Consider the following 22,725-nt stretch of genomic DNA (forward strand, 5'->3'; position numbering starts at 1 on the left):
CCGTCAGGACTCGTACACCGTCTCGCCGCCCAGGACGGTCATGGCCACCGGCAGGGACGGGAGGGCCTCCGGCTCGACGTCGAGCAGGTCCCCGTCCAGGACGCACAGGTCGGCGGCCTTGCCGGGCTCGACCGAGCCCTTCCAGCCGTCGGCGCCGTCCTGCCAGGCGGGGGTGATCGTGTAAGCGCGCAGCGCCTCGGTGACCGCGAGCCGCTGCGCCTCCCCGCGGACCGCGCCGTCGAGCCCGCGGCGCGTCACCGCGGCGGCCAGGCCCGCGCGCCAGTCGGGGGTGAGGACCGGCGCGTCCGAGCTCAGGCAGAGCCGGACGCCGGCGTCCAGCGCGTCGCGGGTCGGCCAGGCGTCGCGCAGCGCGTCCTCCCCGAGCGCCGCGGCGAGCATCGGCTCGGTCGCGACCGGGATGCCGGCCTGGGTGTTGAGGCCGATCCCCGCGGACGCGAGGAGGGTCAGGGTCTGCGGCGAGAGCAGGTCGCCGTGGATGATGTAGTGCCGGGCGTCGCGGGCGTTCCCGGCCAGGGCGGCGGCGAACGCGTCCGCCACGACCCGGGTGGTCCGGTCGCCGGTGGCGTGCACGCCGATCTGGTGGCCGGCGGCGTGCGCCGCGCCGATCATCGCGCGCAGCGCCGCCTCCCGCTCGGCGTCCGACCCGCCGTCGATCAGCAGTGAGCCGTGGGTGCCGTCGTCGTAGGGACGGTCGGTCCAGGCGGTCCGCATCGGCGGGATGCCGTCGGCGAAGATCTTCACGCCCGCGACCCGGAACCGCCCGGGGACGTCGGCCGGGGGCTTGAAGTCGCGCAGCCCCTCCTCGAACGCGGCGGCCGAGCTGGGGCCGTCGAGCTCCCCGAACAGCATCAGGGCCGTCACGCGGGCCTTGAGCAGGCCCTCCGCGGCCAGGTCGGCGTAGTCGCGCAGCGCGGCCGAGCCGAAGCAGCCGCTCGCCCCCTCGTCCTCGCCGGGGCCGAGGCCGGGCTCGGTGTAGCTGGTGACGCCGAACGAGGCGAGCAGGTCGGCGGTCCGCAGGATCGCCCGCCGCCGCTGCTCGGCCCCCTCCAGCCGGGCCGGCGCGTCGTGGGTGTGGCCGCCGGTCCCGGCGAGCTGGTCCATGAGCAGGCCCGGCCACATGAGGCCGAGCCAGACGCCGTGGAGGTGCGAGTCGTTGATACCGGGGACCAGAGAGCGCCCCTGAAGGCGGACGATCCGCGTACCCTTGCCGACCAGCGGCAATATCTCGCCGTCGGTCCCGACGCGTGTGATCTTGCCGGCGTGGACCGCGACCGCCTCGGCGATCCGGTCGCGTGCGTCGACGGTGTGCACCCGTCCGCCGGTAAAGACGAGGTCGGCAGGCTTGGATTCCTCGGTCATATCGTGCTCCAACTCTGGACACCGTCGATGGGATGCAATTAACGTACACGGAATCAGATACGATTTTGGAGTGCCCGGCCCGCGTGAGCGGGCACACCGGGCCTTCGGAGGTTAACGATGCCCCTGGATCCCGAGGCGCAGCGGATCATCGACCGCACACCCGCCGAGGACCCGAACAGCGCGGCACCGCTCGACGTGGCCACCATGCGCGAGCAGTTCCGTCTGATGTGGACTCTGCCGGAGGAGGACCGGCCGCCCGTCGGCTCCGTCACCGAGACCACCGTCCCGGGACCGGCCGGCGACATCCCCGTGCGCGTGTACAAGCCCGAGGGTGAGGGCCCGTTCCCCGCGTTCGTCTGGTTCCACGGCGGCGGCTGGACGATCGGCAGCCTTGAGGAGAACGAGTTCTCCTGTCGCACCGTCTGTACGGCCGCGGGCGCCATGGTCGTGTCCGTCGACTACCGGCTCGCCCCCGAGAACCCCTTCCCCGCGGCCGCCGACGACGCCTACGCCGTCGTCGCCTGGATCGCCGCGCACGGCTCCGAGATCGGCGCCGACCCCGCCCGGATCGCGGTGGGCGGCGAGAGCGCCGGCGGCAACCTCGCCGCCGTCGCCGCGCTGAAGGCCCGCGACCTCGGCGGCCCGGACCTGGCGTTGCAGGTCCTCGTGTCGCCGGTCCTCGGACACCCCGACGACGGCCGCGCGTCCTACAGCGAGTACTCGGAGGGCTTCTTCCTCTCCAAGTCCAGCATGGACTGGTTCTTCACGACCTACCCCTCCGACGCCCGCGACCTGGACGATCCGTACCTGCTGCCGCTGCGCTCGGACGACCTGTCCGGCCTGGCGCCCGCGCTCGTGCTCGGGGCGGAGTGCGACGTGCTCCGCGACGAGGGCGAGGAGTACGCCCGGCGGCTGGAGGAGGCGGGCGTCCCGACCGAGCTCGTCCGCTACGACGGCATGATCCACGCGTTCTTCGGCCCGCTCGCGACCGAGCTGTCGGTCGCCAAGGACGCGCACGCCCGGACGGCCGCGGCCCTGCGTTCCGCGTTCGGCGGCGAGTGATGACCGCTCCGGCCCTGGCCCTGGAGGGCGTCAGCGTCGACCGGGCGGAGGTCCCGGTGATCCACGACGTCTCGCTCGACGCGGCCCCGGGCGCGGTCACCGTCATCCTCGGTGCCAACGGCGCCGGCAAGACCACCCTCATGGACGGCATCGCGGGCCTCGCGAAGGTCAAGTCCGGCGCGATCCGCCTGGACGGGACGCCCATCGAGAAGATGGCCCCCTACCGCAGGGCGAGGGCGGGCCTCGGCTACGTGGAACAGGCCCGCACCACCTTCCGGACGCTGACGGTCGAGCAGAACCTGCTGGTCTCCCAGTCCGGAGGCGGCGAGCTGTCCACCGTCTACAAGCTGTTCCCCGAACTGGACAAGCGCCGCAACCTGCAGGCCGGCTACCTCTCGGGCGGCGAGCAGCAGATGGTCGTGCTCGGCCGGGCCCTGGTGTCCGAGCCGAAGGTCGTCCTGATCGACGAGATGTCGCTGGGACTGGCCCCGATGGTGGTGCGCCGGCTCATGACCACGATCGGCGAGCTCGCCGGGATGGGGATCGCGGTGGTGCTCATCGAGCAGTTCGCGAACCTGGCGCTGGAGGTCGGCACCCAGGCCCACGTGCTGCGCAAGGGCGGTGTCGTGTTCTCCGGGCCGTGCGCCGAGCTGCGCGGCGACGACGAGCGGCTGCACCGGCTCTACTTCGGCGGGCCGCCCCTGACCACCGCCGACCGGGACGCCGGCCCGGCAGAGAGCGAGCGGCCATGAACCTCGTCGACAAGCGCGGGCTCGGCATCGGGATCGGCCTGGCCGCGCTGGCCTGCGTCGCCCTCCCGGCGGTGCTGTCGCCCTACTGGATCTACCTCGCCATCAGCGCCGTGGTGAGCGCCGTGATCATGCAGAGCTTCGGTGTGATCGTCGGGCGGGTCGGCATCATGTCGCTGTGCCAGATGTCCTTCGCGGCGATCGGCGCGTGGGTCGTGCTGCGGCTGAACGTGGCGGAGGCGCCGGGCGGGTTCTTCGTCTGGCTGCTCCTCGGCGGCCTGGCGGCGGTGCCCGTCGGCGTCGCGATCGGCCTGCCGGCGCTGCGGATCCGCGGCGTCAACCTCGCCGTCGTCACCTTCGGGTTCGCCGTCTCGGCGGACATCGTGTGGAACGCCAACCCGTTCCCCGGTGCCAAGGACCTGAAGATGCTCGACCGGCCGGAGCCGTTCGTCACCGACGGCGCGTACTTCGTGTTCGTGGTGATCGTCTTCACCGTGCTCGCCGTCATCCTCGGCGTGATCGGCAAGACGCGGCTCGGCCTGTCGTGGTACGAGCTGCGGCACTCCGAGCGCTCCGCCGCCTCGCACGGCATCTCGGTGGCGCGCAGCAAGCTCGCCGCGTTCGCGATCAGCGCGTTCATCGCCGGGATCGGCGGCGGCCTGCTGGCCGGGCAGCTGAGCCTGGTGGTGCCGAGCAACTTCGCGATGGGCCAGTCCCTGGCGCTGTTCGCCGTCGCCATCATGATCGGCCCCCACCACCCGGAGGGCGCGGTGATGGGCGGGATCTTCGGCGCGATCATGCCGACGATCATGGACAAGGTCTCGCTGCCGCAGGACTTCGGCGGCGTGCTGTTCGGCGTCGGCGCCCTGCTGGCGCTGCGCAGCGGGCTCAGCCAGACCGACCTCACCCGGATGCGCAAGCGCGAGCGCTCGGCGCGCAAGCTGATGAAGGAGACCGAGGAGGCCGGGACGGAGAAGGGGGCCGAGGCCGCGCCGGTGCTCACGCCGCCGCGCGACCCGGGCGACCGGAAGCCGTGCCTGTCGGTGACGGGCCTGACCGTCCGGTTCGGGGAGGTCGTCGCGCTCGACGCGGTCGACCTGACCGTCCCGGAGGGTGCCGTCGTGGGGCTGATCGGGCCCAACGGCGCGGGCAAGTCCACCTTCATCTCCGCCGTGACCGGCTTCGTCACCGGCTACGAAGGTAAGGTGGAACTCGCTGGTCAGGCACTTGACAAGATTGATCCCAGTACGCGGGCCAAGCGCGGCCTGCGTCGCACCTTCCAGACGACGGCCATCGCCCCGGAACTCACCCAGTACGAGTACCTGGCGATCGGCGCCGGGCGCAGGCTGCCCCAGGCCGAGGCGGACGAGCTGCTGGAGTTCTTCGGCTGTCCGCCCGGGGAGGTCCCGGTGTCCATCGTCGACGCCGGCACCCGGCGTCTCCTGGACGTGGCCGCGGCCATCGCGGCCCGGCCCAAGGTCGCCCTGCTGGACGAGCCGGCCGCCGGGCAGTCGGCCGCCGAGTCGCTGCGGCTCGGCTCCAGGCTCACCGAGGTGCCCGGGCGCTTCGGGGTGTCGATCCTGCTGGTCGAGCACGACATGGAGCTCGTGCAGGCCACCTGCGAGCAGGTCACCGTCCTGGACTTCGGGCACGTGATCGCCTCCGGTCCCACCGGCGAGGTCCTCGCGGATCCCGCGGTCCGGGCCGCCTACCTCGGTGCCGCGGACGTCCCGGCGTCCTGACAAAGACCCCGCCAGCCATCCCACCCCCGCGAAACAAGGGCCTCAGCCATGAAGAAACTCACATACCTGTCCGCCGCGGCCGCCACAGTGCTCGCCGTGTCCCTCACCTCCGCCTGTAACTCCTCCGACGGCGGCTCCGACGGGCCGATCAAGGTCGGTTCCATCAACGGCATCACCGGGCTGTTCCAGACGCCCGAGGTCCCGAAGGCCGTCAAGGCGGTCTTCGAGGAGGTCAACGCCGCCGGCGGCATCAACGGCCGCAAGCTGGAGCTGATCAGCAAGGACGACGCCATGGACCCGTCCCGGTCCGGGCAGGCCGCCCGCGAGCTGATCCAGTCCAACGGCGTCGTCGCGCTCGCCGGCTCGTCCAGCGCCGTGGACTGCGGCCTGAACCGCGCCACCTACAGCAAGGAGAAGATCGTCTCGGTCCCGGCGATCGGCGTCGACCCGGCCTGCTTCACCAGCCCGAACATCGCGCCGGTCAACCCCGGCCCGTACGCGCTGACCACGGCGATGCTGTACTACGCGTCCGAGACGCTCAAGCGGGACAAGGTCTGCCTCGACTACACCGTCCTGCCCGGCAGCGGCGGCGGCATCGAGGGCGCCATCAAGAAGTGGACCGAGATCACCGGCAAGACCCTCACCCACAAGAACCTCGCCGTCGGCCAGGGCGACCCCACCCGCTACCTCGTCGCGGACAAGAACGCCGGCTGCCAGGCCGTGCTCTACAACGCCACCGTCGGCCCGTGGTTCGCGCAGGCCAAGACCCAGGGCATGCAGAAGGTCGACTTCATCCTGGCGGCCAACAGCTACACCGACGCCAACGCCAAGACGATCCCCGCGGACATGACCGCCTGGGCGGGCACCGAGTGGCAGCCCTACACCGACCCGACCCTGCCGGGCAACGACCGCTGGGCGAAGATCGTCGAGAGCAACGGCATCCAGAAGACGGCGTTCAGCCAGGGCGCGGTCATGGCGGCGGACATCTTCGTCCAGGTGCTCAAGACCATCAAGGGCGACATCACCCGCGAGTCGGTGACCAAGGCGTTCAAGGAGATGAAGCCGATCAACTACCCGATGGTCGGCACCCCGTACGTGTTCGGGCCGGGCAACGAGCACAACCCGATCCAGGGCAGCCGGTTCGTCAAGGCCGACAAGGGCGGCTGGAAGGTCCTGCCCGGCGGCTTCACCGTCCCGGGCAAGAACTGAGCCTCGTTCGTCCGGGCGCGCGCGGCCTCCGCGCGCGCCCGGCCCCACCCGGAGGAACCCTATGGTGAACTCTGTGATCGCCGGGCTGACCAGCGGCGGCGGTTACGCCCTGCTCGGCCTGTGCGTCGTCCTGACCTACCGGCTGGTCGCCGTCGTCAACTTCGCGATGACGGCGGTCGGCGCGATGGGCGCGTTCGTGATGGTCTCGCTGACCGACGACGGGATGAACGTCTGGCTCGCCCTGCCGATCGGGGCCCTGTCGGCGGCCCTGCTGTCCGGGCTGCTCGGCGCGGCGCTGGTCCGCTGGTTCTCCGGGCACCGGGAGCGGACGAAGGCCGCCGTCACGGTCGCGCTATTCGTGGCGCTCAGCGCGATCGGCCTGCGGCTGTTCGGAAGCAACTCCACCGGCGCGCACCAGTTCCCGAACCCGTTCGGCGACCCCGTCTTCACCGTGGGCGGCGTCGTCGTCCCGCAGTCGGTGCTCGTGTCGCTGGCGTTCGCGCTGCTCATCACGCTCGCGGTCGGCCTGCTGCTCACCCGCACGCGGATCGGGCTGAAGCTGCAGGCGCTGTCGGAGCGGCCCAGCACCGCCGAGGTCGTCGGGATCCCCGCGCCCCGCCTCGCCGTGGGCGTGTGGGCGGGCGTCGGCGCCATCACGATGCTGGTGATCGTGCTGGTCGCGCCCCGGCTCGGCGGCGACTTCGGCGCCCTGTCCGGGCTGATCAGCACCGCGCTGGCCGTCGCGATGGTCGGCGCGTTCCGCAGCCTGCCGCTGACCCTCGTCGGCGGGCTGATCCTCGGATGCCTGGAGGGCCTGTCGTCCTCCGTGGACTCCATCCAGAAGTACCAGGGTGTCGTGCCCTTCCTGGTGATCCTCGTGCTCCTGTGGTGGCGCAGCCGCCGCGAGGTCTGGGACACCGCCCACAGCAGATGACGAATCGAGGAGACGACCCATGCCCGATCTGACGTCGACCAGGGCGGCGGTGCTGCGCGAGCACGGCGCCGCCCTGAGCATCGAGGAGCTCCCGCTGCCGGCCGAGGTCGAGCCGGGCGCGGCCGTCGTCCGCGTCGACTGCGCGACGCTGTGCGCGACGGACGTGCACCTGTGGGCCGGGCACATGTCGTTCCCCGACATGCTGCCGATCGTCCTCGGGCACGAGATGATGGGCACGGTGTGCGCCGTGGGCCCGGGGACGCGCGACGCGCTCGGCCGCACCGTCAAGGTGGGCGACCGCATCGGGTGGTCTGAGTCGGTGTGCGGGCACTGCTACGGCTGCACCGTGCTGCGCAACCCCGTCGCCTGCGCCGAGCGCGGCTACGGGTTCCTGCAGCGCGCCGACCGCCCCCCGTACGCCACGGGCGGCCTCGCCGGGCACAACTACGTGACGCCGGGCGCGCTGAAGGTCGTGCTGCCCGACGACGTGAAGGACACCTGGGCGGCGGCCGCGGGATGCGCGGTCAAGACCGTCCTGCACGCCTTCGACCGGGCCGGGGGGGTGCGCCCGGGATCGTCCGTGGTGGTGCAGGGCGCGGGCGCGCTCGGCATGGTCGCCACCGCCGTCGCCAGCGTCTCCGGCGCCGGCAAGGTCATCACCGTCGGCGCGCCGGACGAGCGGCTGGAGCTCGCCCGCGCGTTCGGCGCCGACGTGACCATCGGCCTGGACGGGGACGCCGAGTCGCGCAACGCCGAGGTCATGGAGGCCACCGGCGGCCGCGGCGCCGAGCTCGTCCTCGACCTCGCCGGCGCGCCGGGCGTCGGCGCCGAGGCCGTCGGCATGGCCGCGTTCGGCGGCCGGTTCGTCATCGTCGGCAGCACCGGCCCGCAGCCGGAGCAGCTCGCGCTCGGCGCGATCATGGGCAAGGAGCTGAACGTGCTCGGCTCGCTGAACGGCGACGTCGGCGACTACCACCGGTCGGTCGAGTTCCTGCGGACGTTCCAGGACCGTTTCGTCTGGGACGACCTCTTCAGCGCGCCGGACGGCCTGGAGGGGGCCTCCTCGGCCCTCGCCGCCATGTCCCGGCTCGAGCAGGTCAAGGCCGTCATCCACCCACACCGATGAGGAACACCGTGTCCAACCGCATTCCCCGCCGCCGTCTCGGCACGGCCGGTCCCGAGACGTCGGTCCTGTCCCTCGGGTCCTGGCACACCTACGACCGGATGGACTTCGGCGACGCCGTCGCGATGCTCCGCCACGCCGTCGACGCCGGGATCAACCTGTTCGACGTCGCCGTCTACGGCATGCCCGGCCACCCGCCGGTCTTCACCGACGTGCTGTTCTCGGCGATGGTGCGGGCCGCCGGGATCGCCCGGGAGGACTACCTGCTGTCCACCAAGCTGTGGCTGGAGGGGTATCCCGGGATCCCCATGCGCGACCAGCTCGCCAACGCGCTGTTCCGCGCCGGCGCCGACCACGCCGACGTCGCCGTCCTCGGCGACATCCGCAGCGACGACCTCGACCTGCGCGGCCTCGCCGAGGAGCTCGCGGAGCTGGAGCGGGAGGGGCTGCTCGGCTGCTGGGGCGTCAACAACTGGTCGGCGACCACGATCCGGGAGATCCGCGAGCACGCCCTGGCCGCCGGTTCCCCCGGCCCGCAGCTCGCGCAGCTCAAGTACAGCCCGTGCCGCCGTTCCATCCCCGACGGCGAGCCGTTCGCGGACGTCTTCGCGGCGGGCGTGTCGATGCAGGCGTCCGACGTCCTGGAGGGCGGCATCCTCGCCGGCAAGTCCGGCGCGTCCCGGCAGATCGGCCGCGACCCGGGCGAGATCCGCCCCCGCATCCAGGAGGCCGCCAAGGGCATCGCGGACCTGGCGAAGGAGCTGGACGCGACGCCCGCGCAGCTGTGCATCGCGTTCACCCTCACGCACCCGTCCACGAGCACGGTGCTGTTCGGGTCGACCAGCCTGGAGCAGCTGACCGGCAACATCGAGGCGCTGGACGTCCTGGAGCGCGTCGGCGCCGAGCGGCTGCGCTCCCTGATGGAGCCGTTCTGGGTCGACCGCGGGATCGTGGACCCCGAGGGCCCGTAGGCCCCTGTCCCCGGACCCCCGTCCCTGTCCTGGACCCCCGTCCCGCACCGCCGCAGCGGGGAGCCCGCGGCCGTCACCGAAGCGCCCGGGCCCCTCTCCTGGCGGCGCTGTGGGCGGGGGTCCGGCGTCGTGACGGCAGCGCGCCGGCCGTGTCGCGCAGCGCGCGGGGCTCACCGACCGCGTCCGCGCGCTCCGCGGCCACGTGGACATCACGAGCAGGCCCGCGACCGGCACGACGCTGACCATCACCCTCCCGGACGGGTGACCAGGCCGGGAGGGCGGCGGGCGGCGCCGCGCCGGAGCAGGGCGGATCAGCCGATGTCGCGGCGGCGGAAGGCGAGGAGACCGGCCGCGGCGGCGGCCATTGCCACGGCGGTGAGGGAGACGAGGGGCAGCGCGGAGAACCCGCCGCCCGGGAGCTTCGGCGTGTGGGTGAACGGCGAGACGTCCAGGACGGCCTGCGGCAGGTTCAGCACCGGGCCCACCTGGCCGAGCATCACGCAGACGGTGAGCACGCCCCAGCCGCCGCTCGTGAAGCGGGGGAGCAGGCCGAACAGCAGCACGGTCATCGCCGTGATCACCCACACGGCCGGGAGCTGCGCGAGCGCCGCGGCGGTCACGCGGGGGAGCTGCCCGCCCAGGTCACCCGACCGCGTGCCGTGCACGAGCCCGACGGCGACGCCGGTGAGGGCGAGCAGGGCGGCGGTGCCCGCGACGGTCACGGCGAGCTGGGCCAGCGCCCAGCGCAGCCGCCCGACCGCCGTGGCCAGCAGCGGCTCCAGCCGCTGCGCCGACTCCTCGGCGCGCAGCCTGAGCACGCCCTGGACGGCGTAGGCGGCGGCGAGCAGCGCCATGAGGCCCATGGCCGTGGTGAGGAACGCGTCGGTGAGGTTCTGCTGGCCGCCCATCTCGCGGATGCTCTTGGCGGCGGAGTCGCTGTCGCCGACGAGGTCGCCCACGCCGTCCGCGACGCCGCCGATGGCCAGGCCGTAGACGAAGAAGCCGGCCGCCCAGGCGGCGAGGGTGCCGCGCTGCAGCCGCCACGCCAGCGCGAGGGGGCCGCGCAGGGACGGGGCCGCGCGGTCCGGGCCGAGGGACGCGGCGAGGACGCCCGCGCCGAGGTCGCGGCGCTCGGTCAGCGCGTACGCGGCGGTGGCCAGCAGCGCGAAGGCCAGCAGCGGCAGGAGCAGCACGGCCCAGTGGTCGCCCGCGAACGGCCGCACCCGCTGGGCCCATCCGATGGGCGACAGCCACGACACCCAGCCCGCCGAGCCGACGTCGCCGACCGCGCGCACCAGGAAGCTCGCCGCGAGGACGGCCAGCGCCAGCCCGTTGGCCAGCCGGGACGTCTCGGCGAGCTGCGCGGTGACGGCCGCGACGCCCGAGAACACCAGGCCCGCGCCGAGCCAGGACAGGGCGAACGCGACCGCGCCGTCCACCGGCGCACCGAAGACGATCATCACGAGCGCCGCCAGGACGGCGAGCGAGGCGGCCGCCGACCCGGCCACGAGCAGCGCGGCGGTCAGCGGCGCACGGCGGCCGAGGACGCCGGCGCCGACCAGCTCCAGCCGCCCGCTCTCCTCCTCGGCCCGGGAGTGCCGCACGACGAGCAGGACGCACATGATGGCGACCATCGCGGTGCCGGTCGCGCCGACGCGCCAGGCCGCCATCGCCGGGGCGCTGTGGTCGTTGAGCACCGGCCCGTACAGAGCCCTGGCGGAGGGGTTGTCGTTGATGCCGCGCGCGAACTTCTCCAGCGCGCCCGGCTCGTCGTAGCCGGTCTTGAAGCCGTAGACGGTGCTGGAGACCAGGGCGGTGAGCGCGTAGATCCAGGCCGGCATCATGATCCGGTCGCGGCGCAGCCAGATCTTCAGCAGCAGCCCGGTCCCGGCCAGCCGGCCGGGACGCGCGACCGGGAGCGGCGTGGCCGTGACGGCGGTCATGACGCCTCCGCGCCGGTGAGGTCGTCCTGGTAGTGGCGCAGGAACAGCTCTTCGAGGGTGGGCGGGCGGCTGGTCATGCTCCGCACGCCCGCCGGGGTGAGCCGCTCCAGCAGCGTCCCGAGCCGGTCGGTGTCGACCTCGCAGCGGATCTGCACGCCCTGACCGTCCAGGTGACGGACGTCCAGGTCCTGGACGCCGGGCAGCCGGTCCAGGCCGCCGGGGTCGGCGGCCAGCTCGGCGGTGACCGCCGTGCGGGTCAGGTGCCGCAGCTCGTCGAGGGTGCCGGTCTCGGCGGTCCGCCCCTTGCGGATGATGGTGACGCGGTCGCAGAGCGCCTCGACCTCGCTGAGGATGTGGCTGGACAGCAGCACCGTCCGCCCGGCGCGCCGCTCCTCGCCGACGCACTCGCGGAACATCTCCTCCATGAGCGGGTCCAGGCCGGAGGTGGGCTCGTCGAGGATGAGCAGCTCGGCGTCGGAGGCGAACGCGGCGACGAGCGCGACCTTCTGGCGGTTGCCCTTGGAGTAGGCGCGGCCCTTCTTCCTCGGGTCGAGCTCGAAACGTTCCAGCAGCTCCTCGCGCCGGTTCTCGTCGAGGCCGCCGCGCAGCCGCCCGAGCAGGTCGATGACCTCCCCGCCGGACAGGTTCGGCCACAGGGTGACGTCGCCGGGGACGTACGCCAGCCGCCGGTGCAGGGCCGTCGCGTCGTGCCAGGGGTCTCCGCCGAGGAGCCGCGCGGTGCCGGCGTCCGCGCGCATGAGCCCGAGCAGGACGCGCATGGTGGTGGACTTCCCGGCCCCGTTGGGACCCAGGAACCCGTGCACCTCGCCGGTCCGGACCGTGAGGTCCAGGCCGTCGAGCGCGCGCGTGGGGCCGAAGGTCTTGACCAGGCCGGTGACCTGGATCGCCTCAGTCATCGTCATCTCCCTCGGCGGCGGGGGCCGCCTCGTACTCGTCCAGCCCGGCGTGGGCCCGGGCCACGATCTCCCGGCTCAGCAGCCGGTCGTCGAACACCTCCAGGACGGCGCGGCGGAGCCGCGGCGCCCCCTCGGCGGTGAGCGTGTCGGTGCCGAGCACCCGCGACAGGTGCTCGTGCAGCACCACGACTCCGGCGGTCATCGCCGCCATCGCCGCGCAGTAGGCGCGCAGGTCGCGCGTGTCCGGCTCGGAGACGCCGGGCGGCGGGGCGCGGAGGTAGCGCTCCGTCAGGTCCACCATGTCGTCGAACAGCCGTGCGGCGGCGGGCGAGCCGTCGACGAGCGCGCGGGCGAGATAGCGGCGGACGGGCAGGTCCGCGCGCATGGCCGCCGCGAGGAACCCCGGGTCGCCCGCCTCGTCGCTCGTCGACCGGGCGCCGTTGGCGCGGACGACGTCGAGCGCGTAGGCGTCGCACGCCTGGCGCAGCGCGTCCTTGGACCCGAAGTGGTGCTGGACGAGGCCGACCGACACCCCGGCGGCCTCGGCGATCCCCCGGAAGGTCGCGCCCTTCGTCCCGTGCCGGGCGAACTGGAGGAGCGCCGCGTCCCTGATGCGCGAACGCGCCGTCAGGTCCTCGGGTGCGGGGGCCCTGCCCCGGCCGTCCGGTGCCATGGCCACGTCCAATACATTCGTATGGCTTCCAATATGCACGTATACCATACACACGTATTGTTGCGCCGCGCGACAGGGCCCCTTCACCAAGTTAGTTAGCTTAGGCTAGCCTTAACTCGTGCTGTCGTCCGCGCGAAGAACCCCCCTCCGCACCCCGGTACCGGCGGACGTCCCGCGCCGCCGCCTCCGGTGGGGCGGGCTGGTCCTGCTCGCCGGCGCGCTTCTGCTGACGGTCGTGGCGAGCCTCGCCATCGGGGCCGAGGACATCCCGCCCGCGCGGGTGTGGTCCGGCCTGTTCTCCCCGGACGGCTCCCAGGACGCGCTGATCGTCCAGGAACTGCGGCTGCCCCGCACCCTGCTCGGCATCGCCGTCGGCGCCGCGCTCGGGCTGGCGGGCGCCGTGATGCAGGCCCTCACCCGCAACCCCCTCGCCGAGCCGGGGCTGCTCGGCGTGAACGGCGGCGCCTCGCTCGCGGTCGTCGCCGTCATCGCCGCGTTCCGCGTGGACGAGGTCCTCGTCTACGTGTGGGCGGCGTTCGCGGGCGCGGCGGGCGCGGCCGTCCTGGTCCACCTGATCGGCGCGCGCGGCCGGGGCGGCGCGTCCCCGGCCCGGCTGGTGCTGGCGGGCGCCGCCGTCAACGCCGTCTTCGTCGCGCTGACGGCGGGCCTGATGCTGCTCACCCCCCGCACCTTCAACGGCTTCCGGTTCTGGCAGGTGGGCACCCTCGGCGGCCGCGACCTGGGCGTCCTGGCCCGCGTGCTCCCGTTCATCGCCGTCGGCGCGGTGCTGGCGCTGCTGCTGGCGCGCCCGCTGAACGCGCTCGGCCTCGGCGAGGACGCCGGGCGGTCCCTCGGCGCGAGCCCCGCCCGCGCCCGCGCCCTCGGCGCCGCCGCGGTGGTGCTGCTGTGCGGGTCCGCCACGGCCGCCGCGGGGCCCATCGCGTTCCTCGGCCTGGCCGTGCCCTTCATCGTCCGCGCGGCCGTCGGGCCGGACCAGCGGTGGGTGCTGCCCTACTCGCTGGTCCTCGCCCCCGTCCTGCTGCTCGGCGCCGACATCGCCGGGCGCGTCGTCGCCCCCGGAGAACTGGAGACCGGCATCGTCACCGCCTTCCTCGGAGCGCCGCTGTTCATGCTGATGGTCCGCCGGGGAAGGACACGCGACCTGTGAGCCGGTCCCTGCGCGCGGGTTCGCTGTCGCTGCGGTGGGAGCCGCGTTCCGCGCTGGTGTGCGGCGTGCTGGCGCTGGTCGCGGCCGGCGCGGCGGTGTTCGTCGTCGGCTCCGGCGAGTTCCCGATTCCCGCGCCGGACGTCGTGAAGGCGCTCCTCGGGCAGGGCGACCGGGCGACGGAGTTCATCGTCACGACACTGCGGCTGCCCCGGGCCGTCACCGGGCTGCTCGCCGGGCTCGCCCTGGGGCTCAGCGGCGCCATCTTCCAGAGCATGTCCCGCAACCCGCTCGGCAGCCCCGATCTCATCGGGTTCACCACCGGCTCGGCGACCGGCGCGCTGCTGCAGATCCTGGTGTTCGGCGGAGGAGCGGTCGCCATCACGGTCAGCTCGGCGGCGGGCGCCGTCCTCACCGCGCTGGCCGTCTACCTGGTGGCCTACCGCCCCGGCGGCGGCGTGCACGGCGTCCGGCTGGTGCTGGTGGGCGTCGGCGCGGCGGCCATGCTGGAGGCCCTCAACTCCTACCTCATCACCCGCGCCGAGCTGCGCGAGGCGTACGAGGCGGCCTTCTGGCTCACCGGGAGCCTGAACGGGCGCGGCTGGGACCAGGCCGTCCCGCTGGGGATCGCGCTGGCCGTGCTCGTCCCGGCGGCGCTCGCGCTCGGCGGGCGCCTCGGCATGGGGGAGCTCGGCGACGACGCGGCGCAGGCGCTCGGCGTGCCCGTCCAGCGGACGCGGGCGATGCTCGTGGCCGTCGGCGTGGGGCTGGTCGCCGCGGCGACCGCCGCGGCCGGGCCGGTGCCGTTCGTCGCGCTCGCGGCACCGCAGCTCGCCCGGCGGCTGACCCGCCGCGCCGGCGCGCAGCTGCTGCCCGCCGCGCTGACCGGCGCCGCGCTGCTGGCGTGCGGCGACCTGATCTCACTGCACCTGCCGGTCGCGCTGCCGGTCGGCGTGGTGACGGGTGTGCTCGGCGGCGCGTACCTGGCGTGGCTGCTGTCGATCACGGGACGGAAGGGGATGGTATGACGAGGCTGCGCGCGGAGGGTCTCACGCTCGCCTACGAACGCAGGGTCGTCGCCGAGGGGCTCGGCGTGGAGATCCCCGACGAGTCGTTCACGGTCATCGTCGGCCCCAACGCCTGCGGCAAGTCGACGCTGCTGCGCGCGCTGGCGAGGCTGCTGCGGCCGCGCGAGGGCGCCGTCCACCTCGACGGCGCGCCGATCACCGCCCTGCCGTCCAAGCGCCTCGCGCGGCGGCTCGGGCTGCTGCCGCAGTCGCCGCTCACCCCCGACGGCATCACCGTCGCCGATCTGGTGGCGCGCGGCCGCTACCCCTACCAGGGCCTGCTGCGCCAGTGGTCGCGCGAGGACGAGCGCGTGGTCGGCGACGCGCTCGCCGCGGTGGGCGTCGCCGACCTGGCCGACCGCGTCGTCGACGAGCTGTCGGGCGGCCAGCGGCAGCGGGTGTGGCTCGCGCTCGTCCTGGCGCAGCGGACCGGGATCCTGCTGCTGGACGAGCCGACGACCTACCTGGACATCGCGCACCAGATCGAGGTGCTGGACCTGTGCTCGCGCCTGCACGAGGAGGGCCGCACCCTCGTCGCCGTGCTGCACGACCTCAACCACGCCTGCCGGTACGCCACGCACCTCATCGCGATGCGCGGCGGCGAGATCGTCGCCCAGGGACCGCCGGAGGAGATCGTCACGGCGGACCTCGTCGAGCGCGTGTTCGGCCTCCCGTGCCGCGTCATCGACGACCCGGAGACCGGCACGCCGCTCATCGTCCCGGCGGACCGGCGGCGGGCGTTGACGCCGAAAGACCCTGTGAATTAGGTTAGCCTTGCCTAATTCGGAAGGGGTTCCGTGCTGACCTGGGAAGAGCTGCAGACCGAGCTGGCCGGGGTGCTGCCCGACGTCCTGCCCGACGCGCCGGGCGGCCACGCCGCTCCGGACGACAACCTCATCGAGCTCGGGATGGACTCCATCCGGCTGATGCAGCTCACCGGCCGGCTGCGCCGCCGCGGCATCGAGGTCCGCTTCGCCGAGCTGGCCGAGCGCCCCACCCTCGCCGGGTGGTGGGACCTCCTCGCCGGGCGCGGGCAGGTCGAGGCGTCGGCCGGGCCCGTCCCGTCCGGCGCCGCAGCGCCCGACACCGGGCCCGAGGCGTCCGAGCCGTTCCCGCTGGCGCTGATGCAGCACGCCTACTGGATCGGGCGCGACTCCGGGCAGTCGCTCGGCTCCGTCGCCGCGCACCTGTACGTCGAGCTGGACGGGCGCGCCATCGACCCCGAGCGTTTCGAGGCGGCCGTCAGGGCGCTCGTCCGCCGGCACCCGATGCTCCGCGTCGCCGTCCTGGACGACGGCACCCAGCGCGTCCTGCCCGAGCGTCCCGGGCCCGCGGTGACGGTCCACGACCTGCGCGGGGTCGCCCTCCCCGGCGCGGAGCTGGAGCGGATCCGCGCGGAGATGTCCGAGCAGCGGCTCCCCATCGAGGAGGGGCGTGTCTTCGACGCCCGGCTGAGCCTGCTGCCCGCCGGGACCGCACGTCTCCACCTGGACGTGGACATGGTCGCCGCCGACGCGATGAGCTACCGCGTCATGCTGGCCGACCTCGCCGCGCTGTACGAGGGGGAGAGCCTCGCGCCCATCCGGTACGGGTACGCCCGCTACCTCGCCGACGACCCGCGCGCCGAGGCGCGGGAGAAGGACCGGCTGTGGTGGGCCGGGCGGCTGCCCGACCTGCCCGGCCCGCCCGAGCTGCCCGTCGTGGCCGAGCCGGGGGACCGGGTCGAGCGCAAGCACCACTGGCTGTCGCCGGAGGACAAGCACCGCTTCATCGCCCGCGCCCACGCCGAGGGCGTCACCCCCGCGATGGCCCTCGCCGCGGTGTTCGCCGAGGTGATCGGCGCGTGGTCGGCGACGCCCCGGTTCCTGCTGAACCTGCCGCTGTTCCACCGCGAGCCGGTGCACCCCGACGTCGACGCGATCGTCGGGGACTTCACCGGCTCCATCATGCTGGAGGCCGACCTCACGGCCGGGCTCCCGTTCACCGCGCGCGCCCGCGCGATCCAGGCGGCGCTGCACACCGCGGGCGCGCACAGCGACTACTCGGGCCTTGAGGTGCTGCGCGACCTGTCCCGGCTGCGCGGCGAGCAGATCCTCGCGCCGATCGTCTACACCAGCGCCCTGAACCTCGGCGAGCTGTTCGGCGAGGCCGTCCGCGAGCGGTTCGGCGAACCCGGGTGGATCATCTCGCAGGGCCCGCAGGTGCTGCTGGACGCGCAGGTGACGGAGGTGTCCGGCGGGCTGCTGCTGAACTGGGACGTGCGCCGTCCCGCGTTCCCCGACGGCGTCGCCGAGGCGATGTTCGGCGCCTACACCGCCGCGATCACGCGGCTCGGGGCGCCCGGCGCGGACTGGGACGTGCCGCTCGGGGTCGCCGCGCCGCCGGAGCAGCTCCGCGTCCGGGCCGCGCTCAACTCCACCCCGCCGCCGCCACCGCGCACCCTGTCCGAGGGCTTCTTCGGCCACGCCCGCCGCACCCCCGACGCCCCGGCACTGCACTGGGGCGACGACGGCACGATGACGTACGGGGAACTGGCAGGCCGCGCCCTGCGCACGGCCGCGGCGCTCACCGCGCAAGGCGTGCGCCCCGGCGACCGCGTGTCGGTCGAGCTGCCGAAGGGACCGGGCCAGGCCGCCGCGGTCCTCGGCGTCCTCGCGGCCGGCGCCGCCTACGTCCCGATCGGCGTCGAGCAGCCCGAGGCCCGGCGCGCGCGGATCCGCGCGGGCGCCGCCGTCGCCGCCTCGATCACCCCGGACGGCGTCGCCGGCGGGGAGCCGCCCGCCGGTCCCCTGGATGCCCCGGCCGAGGTGCGCCCCGACCAGGTCGCCTACGTGCTGTTCACGTCCGGCTCCACCGGCGAGCCGAAGGGCGTCGAGGTCTCGCACGGCGCGGCCATGAACACCATCGGCGACCTGAACGCGCGGTACGCGCTCGGGCCGGGCGACGTCACGCTCGCGGTGTCGGCGCTCGACTTCGACCTGTCGGTCTACGACCTGTTCGCGCCCTGGTCGGCCGGTGGCGCCGTCGTGATCCCGGAGGAGGACGAGCGGCGCGACGCCGCCCGCTGGGCCGAGCTGGCCCGGCGCTGGTCGGTGACCGTGCTCAACTGCGTCCCGTCCGTCCTGGAGATGCTGCTGCGCTCGGGCCCGGCGGAGAGCCTGCGGCTGGTGCTGCTGGGCGGCGACTGGGTCGGCACGCACCTGCCCGCCCTGCTGGAGGAGCGCGCGCCGGGCGCCCGCTTCGTGGCACTGGGCGGCACCACCGAGACGGCTATCCACTCCACCGTGCAGGAGGTCGCCGGGGACGTCCCGGCCGACTGGCGGGCCGTCCCGTACGGCGTGCCGCTCGGCGGGGTCGCCTGCCGCGTCGTGGACGAGCAGGGCCGCGACCGCCCCGACTGGGTGCCCGGCGAGCTGTGGATCGGCGGCGGAGGCGTCGCCGACGGCTACACCGGCGACCCCGGCCGCACCGCCGACCGCTTCGTCGTCCACGAGGGCGTCCGCTGGTACCGGACGGGCGACCTGGCCCGCTACCGCCCGGACGGCACCCTGGAGTTCCTCGGCCGCCGCGACCACCAGGTCAAGGTGCGCGGATTCCGTGTCGAGCTCGGCGAGATCGAGGCCGCCCTGAGCGGCCACCCCGCGGTGACGCGGGCCGTGGCGCTCCTCGCCGGCAACCGCCTGGCCGCCGCGATCGTCACGGCGGACGCCGAGCCCGACCGGGAGGCGATCCTCGGCCACGCCCGCGGCCTGCTGCCCCCGCACATGGTCCCGGAGCTGCTGATCCCCCTGACAGCGCTGCCGCTGACGCCCAACGCGAAGGTGGACCGCAAGGCGCTCACCGCCCTCGCCACGGCCGAGACGGGCGGGCGCGCGCCCGCCGCCGAGCCGAGCACGCCCCTGGAGAGGGTCCTGAGCCGGATCGCCGCCGAGGTGCTGGAGGTGGACGACGTTGGCGCGGACGCCGACTTCTTCGCCCTCGGCGGCGACTCCGTTCTCGCGACGACCGTGATCGCGCGGCTGCGCGAGGCGCTCGACACCGCCGCGCTGCCCGTCCGCGTGCTGTTCGCCGAGCGGACGATCGCCCGCACCTGCCGCCGCTTCACCGAGATGCAGGAGGTACCGGGCCGCCTGGAGGCGGTGGCCGAGATCTGGCTGGAGGTCGAGTCCATGACCGAGGAGCAGGTCGCGGCCCGGCTAACCACCGGCTGAGGGCTCCGGCTCCGGGCTGTGCCCCGTCGCCGCGTCCAGGGACGGGCCGGTGTCCTCCTGGCGGACGTCCTCCGGGCCGGTGTCCTCTGCGGGACGCAGGATGGCGGTGCGCAGGCCGGTGAGGGTGACCGCGAGCGCCAGGGCCAGCGCGGCGCTGACCGTCCCGTACACGACGATGGCGGTGCTGGGGGACAGGTAGCGGCCGAGCGCCCCGGCGCCCAGCGCGCCGACCGCGCCGCCTCCGGTCTCCTGCGCGGCCCAGAGGGCGTTCACCCGCCCGAGATGGGAGTCGGGGGTGTGCGACTGGATGAGGCCGTACCGCAGGATCTCCTCGATGGACGCGACGAACCCGTACACGAGCAGCACCGCGACGGCGGTGGCGGGGTGGCGCGTGAGGCCCAGGCACGCGAGCGCGGCGAACCCGCCGACGGACGCGATGAGCAGCGCCCGGCCCGGCGTCCTGAGCGACCCGGCCCACCCGCTGGTCACCGACGCCAGCACCGCGCCGCACGCCGGGGCGGCGTACAGGAGGCCGACCGTGGCGGGCCCGCCGTCCAGGCTGCGCGTCGCGAACGCGGGCATCAGCACCGGGATCCCGCCCGCGACCATGAACAGCAGCCCGAGCAGCATGAGCGAGCCCACGACGCGGTGGGACGCCACGAAGCGGAACCCGGCGCCGATCGCCTTCAGCGGACGGCCCGGGGGCTCCTGCCCGCCCGGCCTGAGCGGCGGCAGGCCGGTGAGCAGGCCGAGCGTCCCGAACGTCCCGGCCGCCGCGGCGGCGTAGTTCCAGCCGACGCCGAACGCGGACACGACCAGGCCGCCGAGGGCGGGGGAGAGCATCGACCCGAGCCGGACGGTCAGCGCGTTGAGCGCGCCCGCCGCGACGAGCTTGTCCGGCCCGACCAGCGCGGGCGTCGCGGCGAGCAGCGCCGTCACGCTGACGCCCGTCGCGAGCCCGTCCCAGGCCGCCAGCACGTACAGCGCCGCCGCCGACGGGGACGGCAGGAACGCGTTGACGGTCAGCAGCGCGAAGCCGGCCCCCGCGGCGGTCCGCGCGAGCAGCATCAGCCGCCGCCGGTCGTGCGCGTCGGCCAGCACCCCGCCCCACAGGAAGCCCGCCAGGAGCGCGAACCCCTCGGCCGCCGACACCGCGCCGACGTGCACCGTCGACCCGGTCAGGTCGTACACCTGGACGGGGACCGCCACCATCAGCATCCCGATCCCGAAGACCGAGACCGTGCGCGCGATGAAGACGTTGCGGAACGGCCTGCTGGTGCGCAGCGGGCCGATGTCCATCGCGAGGCGCCTGAGCATGGTGGGGGGTTCTCCTCCGCCTGGGGGCATGGCTAAGGTAAGCCTAGCCTTAGTAGGTTGAAAAGAAGAGGATGGACCGGTGCAGCGAACGCTGATGAACGGAAAGATCCATCGTGCGACCGTCACGCAGGCGGACCTGCACTACGTGGGCTCGCTCACGATCGACGCCGGCCTGATGGAGGCGGCCGACATCGTGGAGGGCGAGCAGGTCCACGTCGTCGACATCACCAACGGCGCGCGCCTGGTCACCTACGCCATCACCGGCGAGCGCGGCAGCGGCGTCATCGGCGTCAACGGCGCCGCCGCCCACCAGGTGCGGCCCGGCGACCTCGTCATCATCATCACCTACGCGTCGCTGGACGAGGAGGAGCGGCGCGGGCACCGCCCCCGCGTCGTCCACGTGGACGGCGGCAACCGCGTCGTCGCCCTCGGCTCCGACCCGGCCGAGCCCGTCCCGGGCGCCCCCGCCCAGCTGGCCGGGAGGTGACGGTGGAGGGCTTCACCCCCTGGCCGCCGGACCTGGAGGCCAGGTACGTGGCCGAGGGCTACTGGGGCGCTTCCCTGCTCGGCGACGTCCTGCGGGGAGAGCCCGCGGGCCTGGCCCTGGTCGCCGGCGACGACCGCCTCACCTACGCCGAGCTGGACCGCCGCGCCGACCGCACCGCCGCCGGCCTGCTGCGGCTCGGCATCCGCCGGGGGGACCGCGTCGTCCTGCAGCTGCCGAACACCGCGGGCTTCGTCGTGACGTTCCTCGCCCTCGTCCGCGTCGGCGCCGCGCCCGTCCTCGCCCTCCCCGCGCACCGCGAGAGCGAGATCCGCTACCTGTGCGAGCTGTCGGAGGCCCGCGCCTACGTCTGCGCCGAGAACGACGGCGACTTCGACTACCGCGAGATGGCGCGGGCCCTCCCGGTCGAGCAGGTCATCGTCGACGGCGACCCCCAGGAGTTCACCGCCCTCGCCGGCGTCGACGCCGACCCCGTCGAGGCGCCCCGTCCCGAGCCGTCCGACGTCGGCGTCTTCCTCCTCTCCGGCGGCACCACCGGCCTGCCGAAGCTGATCCCCCGGACCCACCGCGACTACGTCTACAACCTGGAGGCCAGCGCCGGGGTGTGCGGCTTCGGGCCGGAGACCGTCTACCTCGTCGTCCTCCCCGCCGCGCACAACTTCGCGCTGGCCTGCCCCGGCATCCTCGGCGTGTTCGCGACGGGCGGCACGGTCGTGCTCGCGCCCTCCGGATCCCCCGACGACGCGTTCCCCCTCATCGAGCGCGAGCGCGCGACGGTCTGCGCGGTCGTCCCGCCGATAGCCCTGCTCTGGCTGGACGCGGCGAGCTGGTCGGGCGAGGACCTGTCGTCCCTGGAGCTCCTCCAGGTCGGCGGCGCCAAGTTCGCCGCCGAACGCGCCGCCGAGGTCCCCTCCGACCTCGGCTGCAAGGTGCAGCAGGTCTTCGGGATGGCCGAGGGCCTCCTCAACTACACGCGCCTGGACGACCCGCCCGAGCTGGTCGAGCGGACCCAGGGCCGCCCGCTGTCACCCGCCGACGAGATCCGCGTCGTCGGCGAGGACGGCGCGCCGGTCGCGCCGGGGGAGGTGGGCGAGCTCCTCACCCGGGGCCCCTACACCCTCCGCGGCTACTACCGCGCGCCCGAGCACAACGCCCGCTCCTTCACCCCCGACGGCTTCTACCGCACCGGCGACCTCGTCCGCGAGCTCCCGTCCGGGCACCTCGTCGTCGAGGGCCGCGAGAAGGACCAGATCAACCGCGGCGGCGACAAGATCTCCGCCGAGGAGCTGGAGAACCACCTGCTGGCCCACCCGGCGGTCCACGACGCCGCGGTGGTCGGCGTCCCCGACCCGCTGATGGGGGAGCGGACCTGCGCGTTCCTGGTGGTCCGGCACACCGCGCCCACCCTGCGCGAGCTCAAGGACTTCCTGCGCGCCCGCGGCGTGGCCGCCTACAAGTACCCCGACCGCGTCGAGACCGTGGAGGGCTTCCCCCGCACGCCCGTGGGCAAGATCAGCAAGAAGGCGCTGGCCGCCACGCTCTCCTGACGCGGCCGGGCGGGGGACCGGATCACCCCGGCCCGCATCGCCCCGCCGAACAGCCCGGTAATTCCCGTATAGTTCCGGTCAAGTTTACCCTAAGCAAGTCCCACCAAACTGTCCGAGGGCCTTGTCTTGGGGTCTTTAGTCACGCTTTAGTGGACGCTGGGATGTTGAGATCGGGGCGGCGCCGGGTAACCGGGCGGCGGAGTACGGGCG

Annotated in this window: 18 protein-coding genes; 13 read left to right on the forward strand and 5 right to left on the reverse strand. The window is 74.1% G+C overall.

The window, feature by feature from the left end; genetic code table 11:
• Window positions 1-3: 3 nt before the first annotated feature.
• The gene (locus tag AGRA3207_RS38775; RefSeq protein WP_231332337.1) at window positions 4-1,380 is read right to left on the reverse strand and encodes an amidohydrolase; all 1,377 of its coding nucleotides are present in this window, start codon (window positions 1,378-1,380) and stop codon (window positions 4-6) included.
• 117 nt (window positions 1,381-1,497) lie between these two features.
• On the opposite strand from AGRA3207_RS38775, the gene AGRA3207_RS38780 reads away from it, so the two are divergent.
• From AGRA3207_RS38780 to AGRA3207_RS38810, 7 genes are all read left to right on the forward strand, one after another.
• Window positions 1,498-2,442 carry an alpha/beta hydrolase gene (locus tag AGRA3207_RS38780; protein ID WP_231332338.1) on the forward strand — a complete coding sequence of 315 codons (945 nt, stop codon included), beginning with the start codon at window positions 1,498-1,500 and terminating at the stop codon, window positions 2,440-2,442.
• Complete coding sequence (locus AGRA3207_RS38785) at window positions 2,442-3,194, forward strand: ABC transporter ATP-binding protein (protein ID WP_231332339.1); 753 nt, start codon at window positions 2,442-2,444, stop codon at window positions 3,192-3,194. The genes AGRA3207_RS38780 and AGRA3207_RS38785 overlap by 1 nt, the downstream gene beginning before the upstream one ends.
• Window positions 3,191-4,933, forward strand: a complete 1,743-nt coding sequence (locus AGRA3207_RS38790) for a branched-chain amino acid ABC transporter ATP-binding protein/permease (RefSeq protein WP_231332340.1) — start codon at window positions 3,191-3,193, stop codon at window positions 4,931-4,933. Before AGRA3207_RS38785 ends, AGRA3207_RS38790 begins: the two co-directional genes overlap by 4 nt.
• Window positions 4,934-4,981: 48 nt before the next feature.
• On the forward strand, window positions 4,982-6,142 hold the full coding sequence (locus AGRA3207_RS38795; protein WP_231332341.1) for an ABC transporter substrate-binding protein: 1,161 nt from the start codon (window positions 4,982-4,984) through the stop codon (window positions 6,140-6,142).
• Window positions 6,143-6,203: 61 nt separating this feature from the next.
• Window positions 6,204-7,076 (forward strand): branched-chain amino acid ABC transporter permease, encoded by an 873-nt coding sequence (locus AGRA3207_RS38800; protein WP_231332342.1) that lies wholly within the window; start codon window positions 6,204-6,206, stop codon window positions 7,074-7,076.
• A 19-nt stretch (window positions 7,077-7,095) separates the two neighbouring features.
• Window positions 7,096-8,202, forward strand: a complete 1,107-nt coding sequence (locus tag AGRA3207_RS38805) for a zinc-binding dehydrogenase (protein ID WP_231332343.1) — start codon at window positions 7,096-7,098, stop codon at window positions 8,200-8,202.
• A gap of 8 nt (window positions 8,203-8,210) precedes the next feature.
• Complete coding sequence (locus tag AGRA3207_RS38810) at window positions 8,211-9,170, forward strand: aldo/keto reductase (RefSeq protein WP_231332344.1); 960 nt, start codon at window positions 8,211-8,213, stop codon at window positions 9,168-9,170.
• 311 nt (window positions 9,171-9,481) lie between these two features.
• On the opposite strand, the gene AGRA3207_RS38815 is transcribed toward AGRA3207_RS38810, so the two are convergent.
• Genes AGRA3207_RS38815 through AGRA3207_RS38825 form a run of 3 tightly spaced genes read right to left on the reverse strand, consistent with a single transcriptional unit; the run spans window position 9,482 to window position 12,703 of the window.
• Entirely contained in the window at window positions 9,482-11,113 is a 1,632-nt protein-coding gene (locus AGRA3207_RS38815) for an ABC transporter permease (protein WP_231332345.1), read from the reverse strand.
• The gene (locus AGRA3207_RS38820) at window positions 11,110-12,030 is read right to left on the reverse strand and encodes an ABC transporter ATP-binding protein (protein ID WP_231332346.1); all 921 of its coding nucleotides are present in this window, start codon (window positions 12,028-12,030) and stop codon (window positions 11,110-11,112) included. The genes AGRA3207_RS38815 and AGRA3207_RS38820 overlap by 4 nt, the downstream gene beginning before the upstream one ends.
• On the reverse strand, window positions 12,023-12,703 hold the full coding sequence (locus AGRA3207_RS38825) for a TetR/AcrR family transcriptional regulator (RefSeq protein ID WP_231336523.1): 681 nt from the start codon (window positions 12,701-12,703) through the stop codon (window positions 12,023-12,025). The genes AGRA3207_RS38820 and AGRA3207_RS38825 overlap by 8 nt, the downstream gene beginning before the upstream one ends.
• A 118-nt stretch (window positions 12,704-12,821) precedes the next feature.
• Here AGRA3207_RS38825 and AGRA3207_RS38830 point away from each other — a divergent pair, with 118 nt between their 5' ends.
• Genes AGRA3207_RS38830 through AGRA3207_RS38845 form a run of 4 tightly spaced genes read left to right on the forward strand, consistent with a single transcriptional unit; the run spans window position 12,822 to window position 19,146 of the window.
• The gene (locus AGRA3207_RS38830) at window positions 12,822-13,871 is read left to right on the forward strand and encodes a FecCD family ABC transporter permease (protein WP_231332347.1); all 1,050 of its coding nucleotides are present in this window, start codon (window positions 12,822-12,824) and stop codon (window positions 13,869-13,871) included.
• Window positions 13,868-14,896, forward strand: a complete 1,029-nt coding sequence (locus AGRA3207_RS38835) for a FecCD family ABC transporter permease (RefSeq protein WP_231332348.1) — start codon at window positions 13,868-13,870, stop codon at window positions 14,894-14,896. Before AGRA3207_RS38830 ends, AGRA3207_RS38835 begins: the two co-directional genes overlap by 4 nt.
• Complete coding sequence (locus tag AGRA3207_RS38840) at window positions 14,893-15,702, forward strand: ABC transporter ATP-binding protein (RefSeq protein ID WP_231332349.1); 810 nt, start codon at window positions 14,893-14,895, stop codon at window positions 15,700-15,702. The genes AGRA3207_RS38835 and AGRA3207_RS38840 overlap by 4 nt, the downstream gene beginning before the upstream one ends.
• Window positions 15,703-15,732: 30 nt before the next feature.
• A complete protein-coding gene (locus AGRA3207_RS38845) occupies window positions 15,733-19,146 on the forward strand; it encodes a non-ribosomal peptide synthetase (protein WP_231332350.1) in 3,414 nt (1,137 codons plus the stop codon).
• Here AGRA3207_RS38845 and entS read toward each other — a convergent pair.
• Window positions 19,132-20,463: an enterobactin transporter EntS gene (gene entS / locus AGRA3207_RS38850; RefSeq protein ID WP_231332351.1), complete on the reverse strand. Its 1,332-nt coding sequence runs from the start codon at window positions 20,461-20,463 to the stop codon at window positions 19,132-19,134. The two genes, AGRA3207_RS38845 and entS, sit on opposite strands and share 15 nt — an antisense overlap.
• A gap of 79 nt (window positions 20,464-20,542) precedes the next feature.
• On the opposite strand from entS, the gene panD reads away from it, so the two are divergent.
• Entirely contained in the window at window positions 20,543-20,950 is a 408-nt protein-coding gene (gene panD, locus AGRA3207_RS38855) for an aspartate 1-decarboxylase (protein ID WP_231332352.1), read from the forward strand.
• Window positions 20,951-20,952: 2 nt separating this feature from the next.
• On the forward strand, window positions 20,953-22,515 hold the full coding sequence (locus AGRA3207_RS38860) for a (2,3-dihydroxybenzoyl)adenylate synthase (protein ID WP_231332353.1): 1,563 nt from the start codon (window positions 20,953-20,955) through the stop codon (window positions 22,513-22,515).
• Window positions 22,516-22,725 lie beyond the last annotated feature (210 nt).

The sequence above is a fragment of the Actinomadura graeca genome, assembly GCF_019175365.1.
GTDB classification, from domain to species: domain Bacteria; phylum Actinomycetota; class Actinomycetes; order Streptosporangiales; family Streptosporangiaceae; genus Spirillospora; species Spirillospora graeca.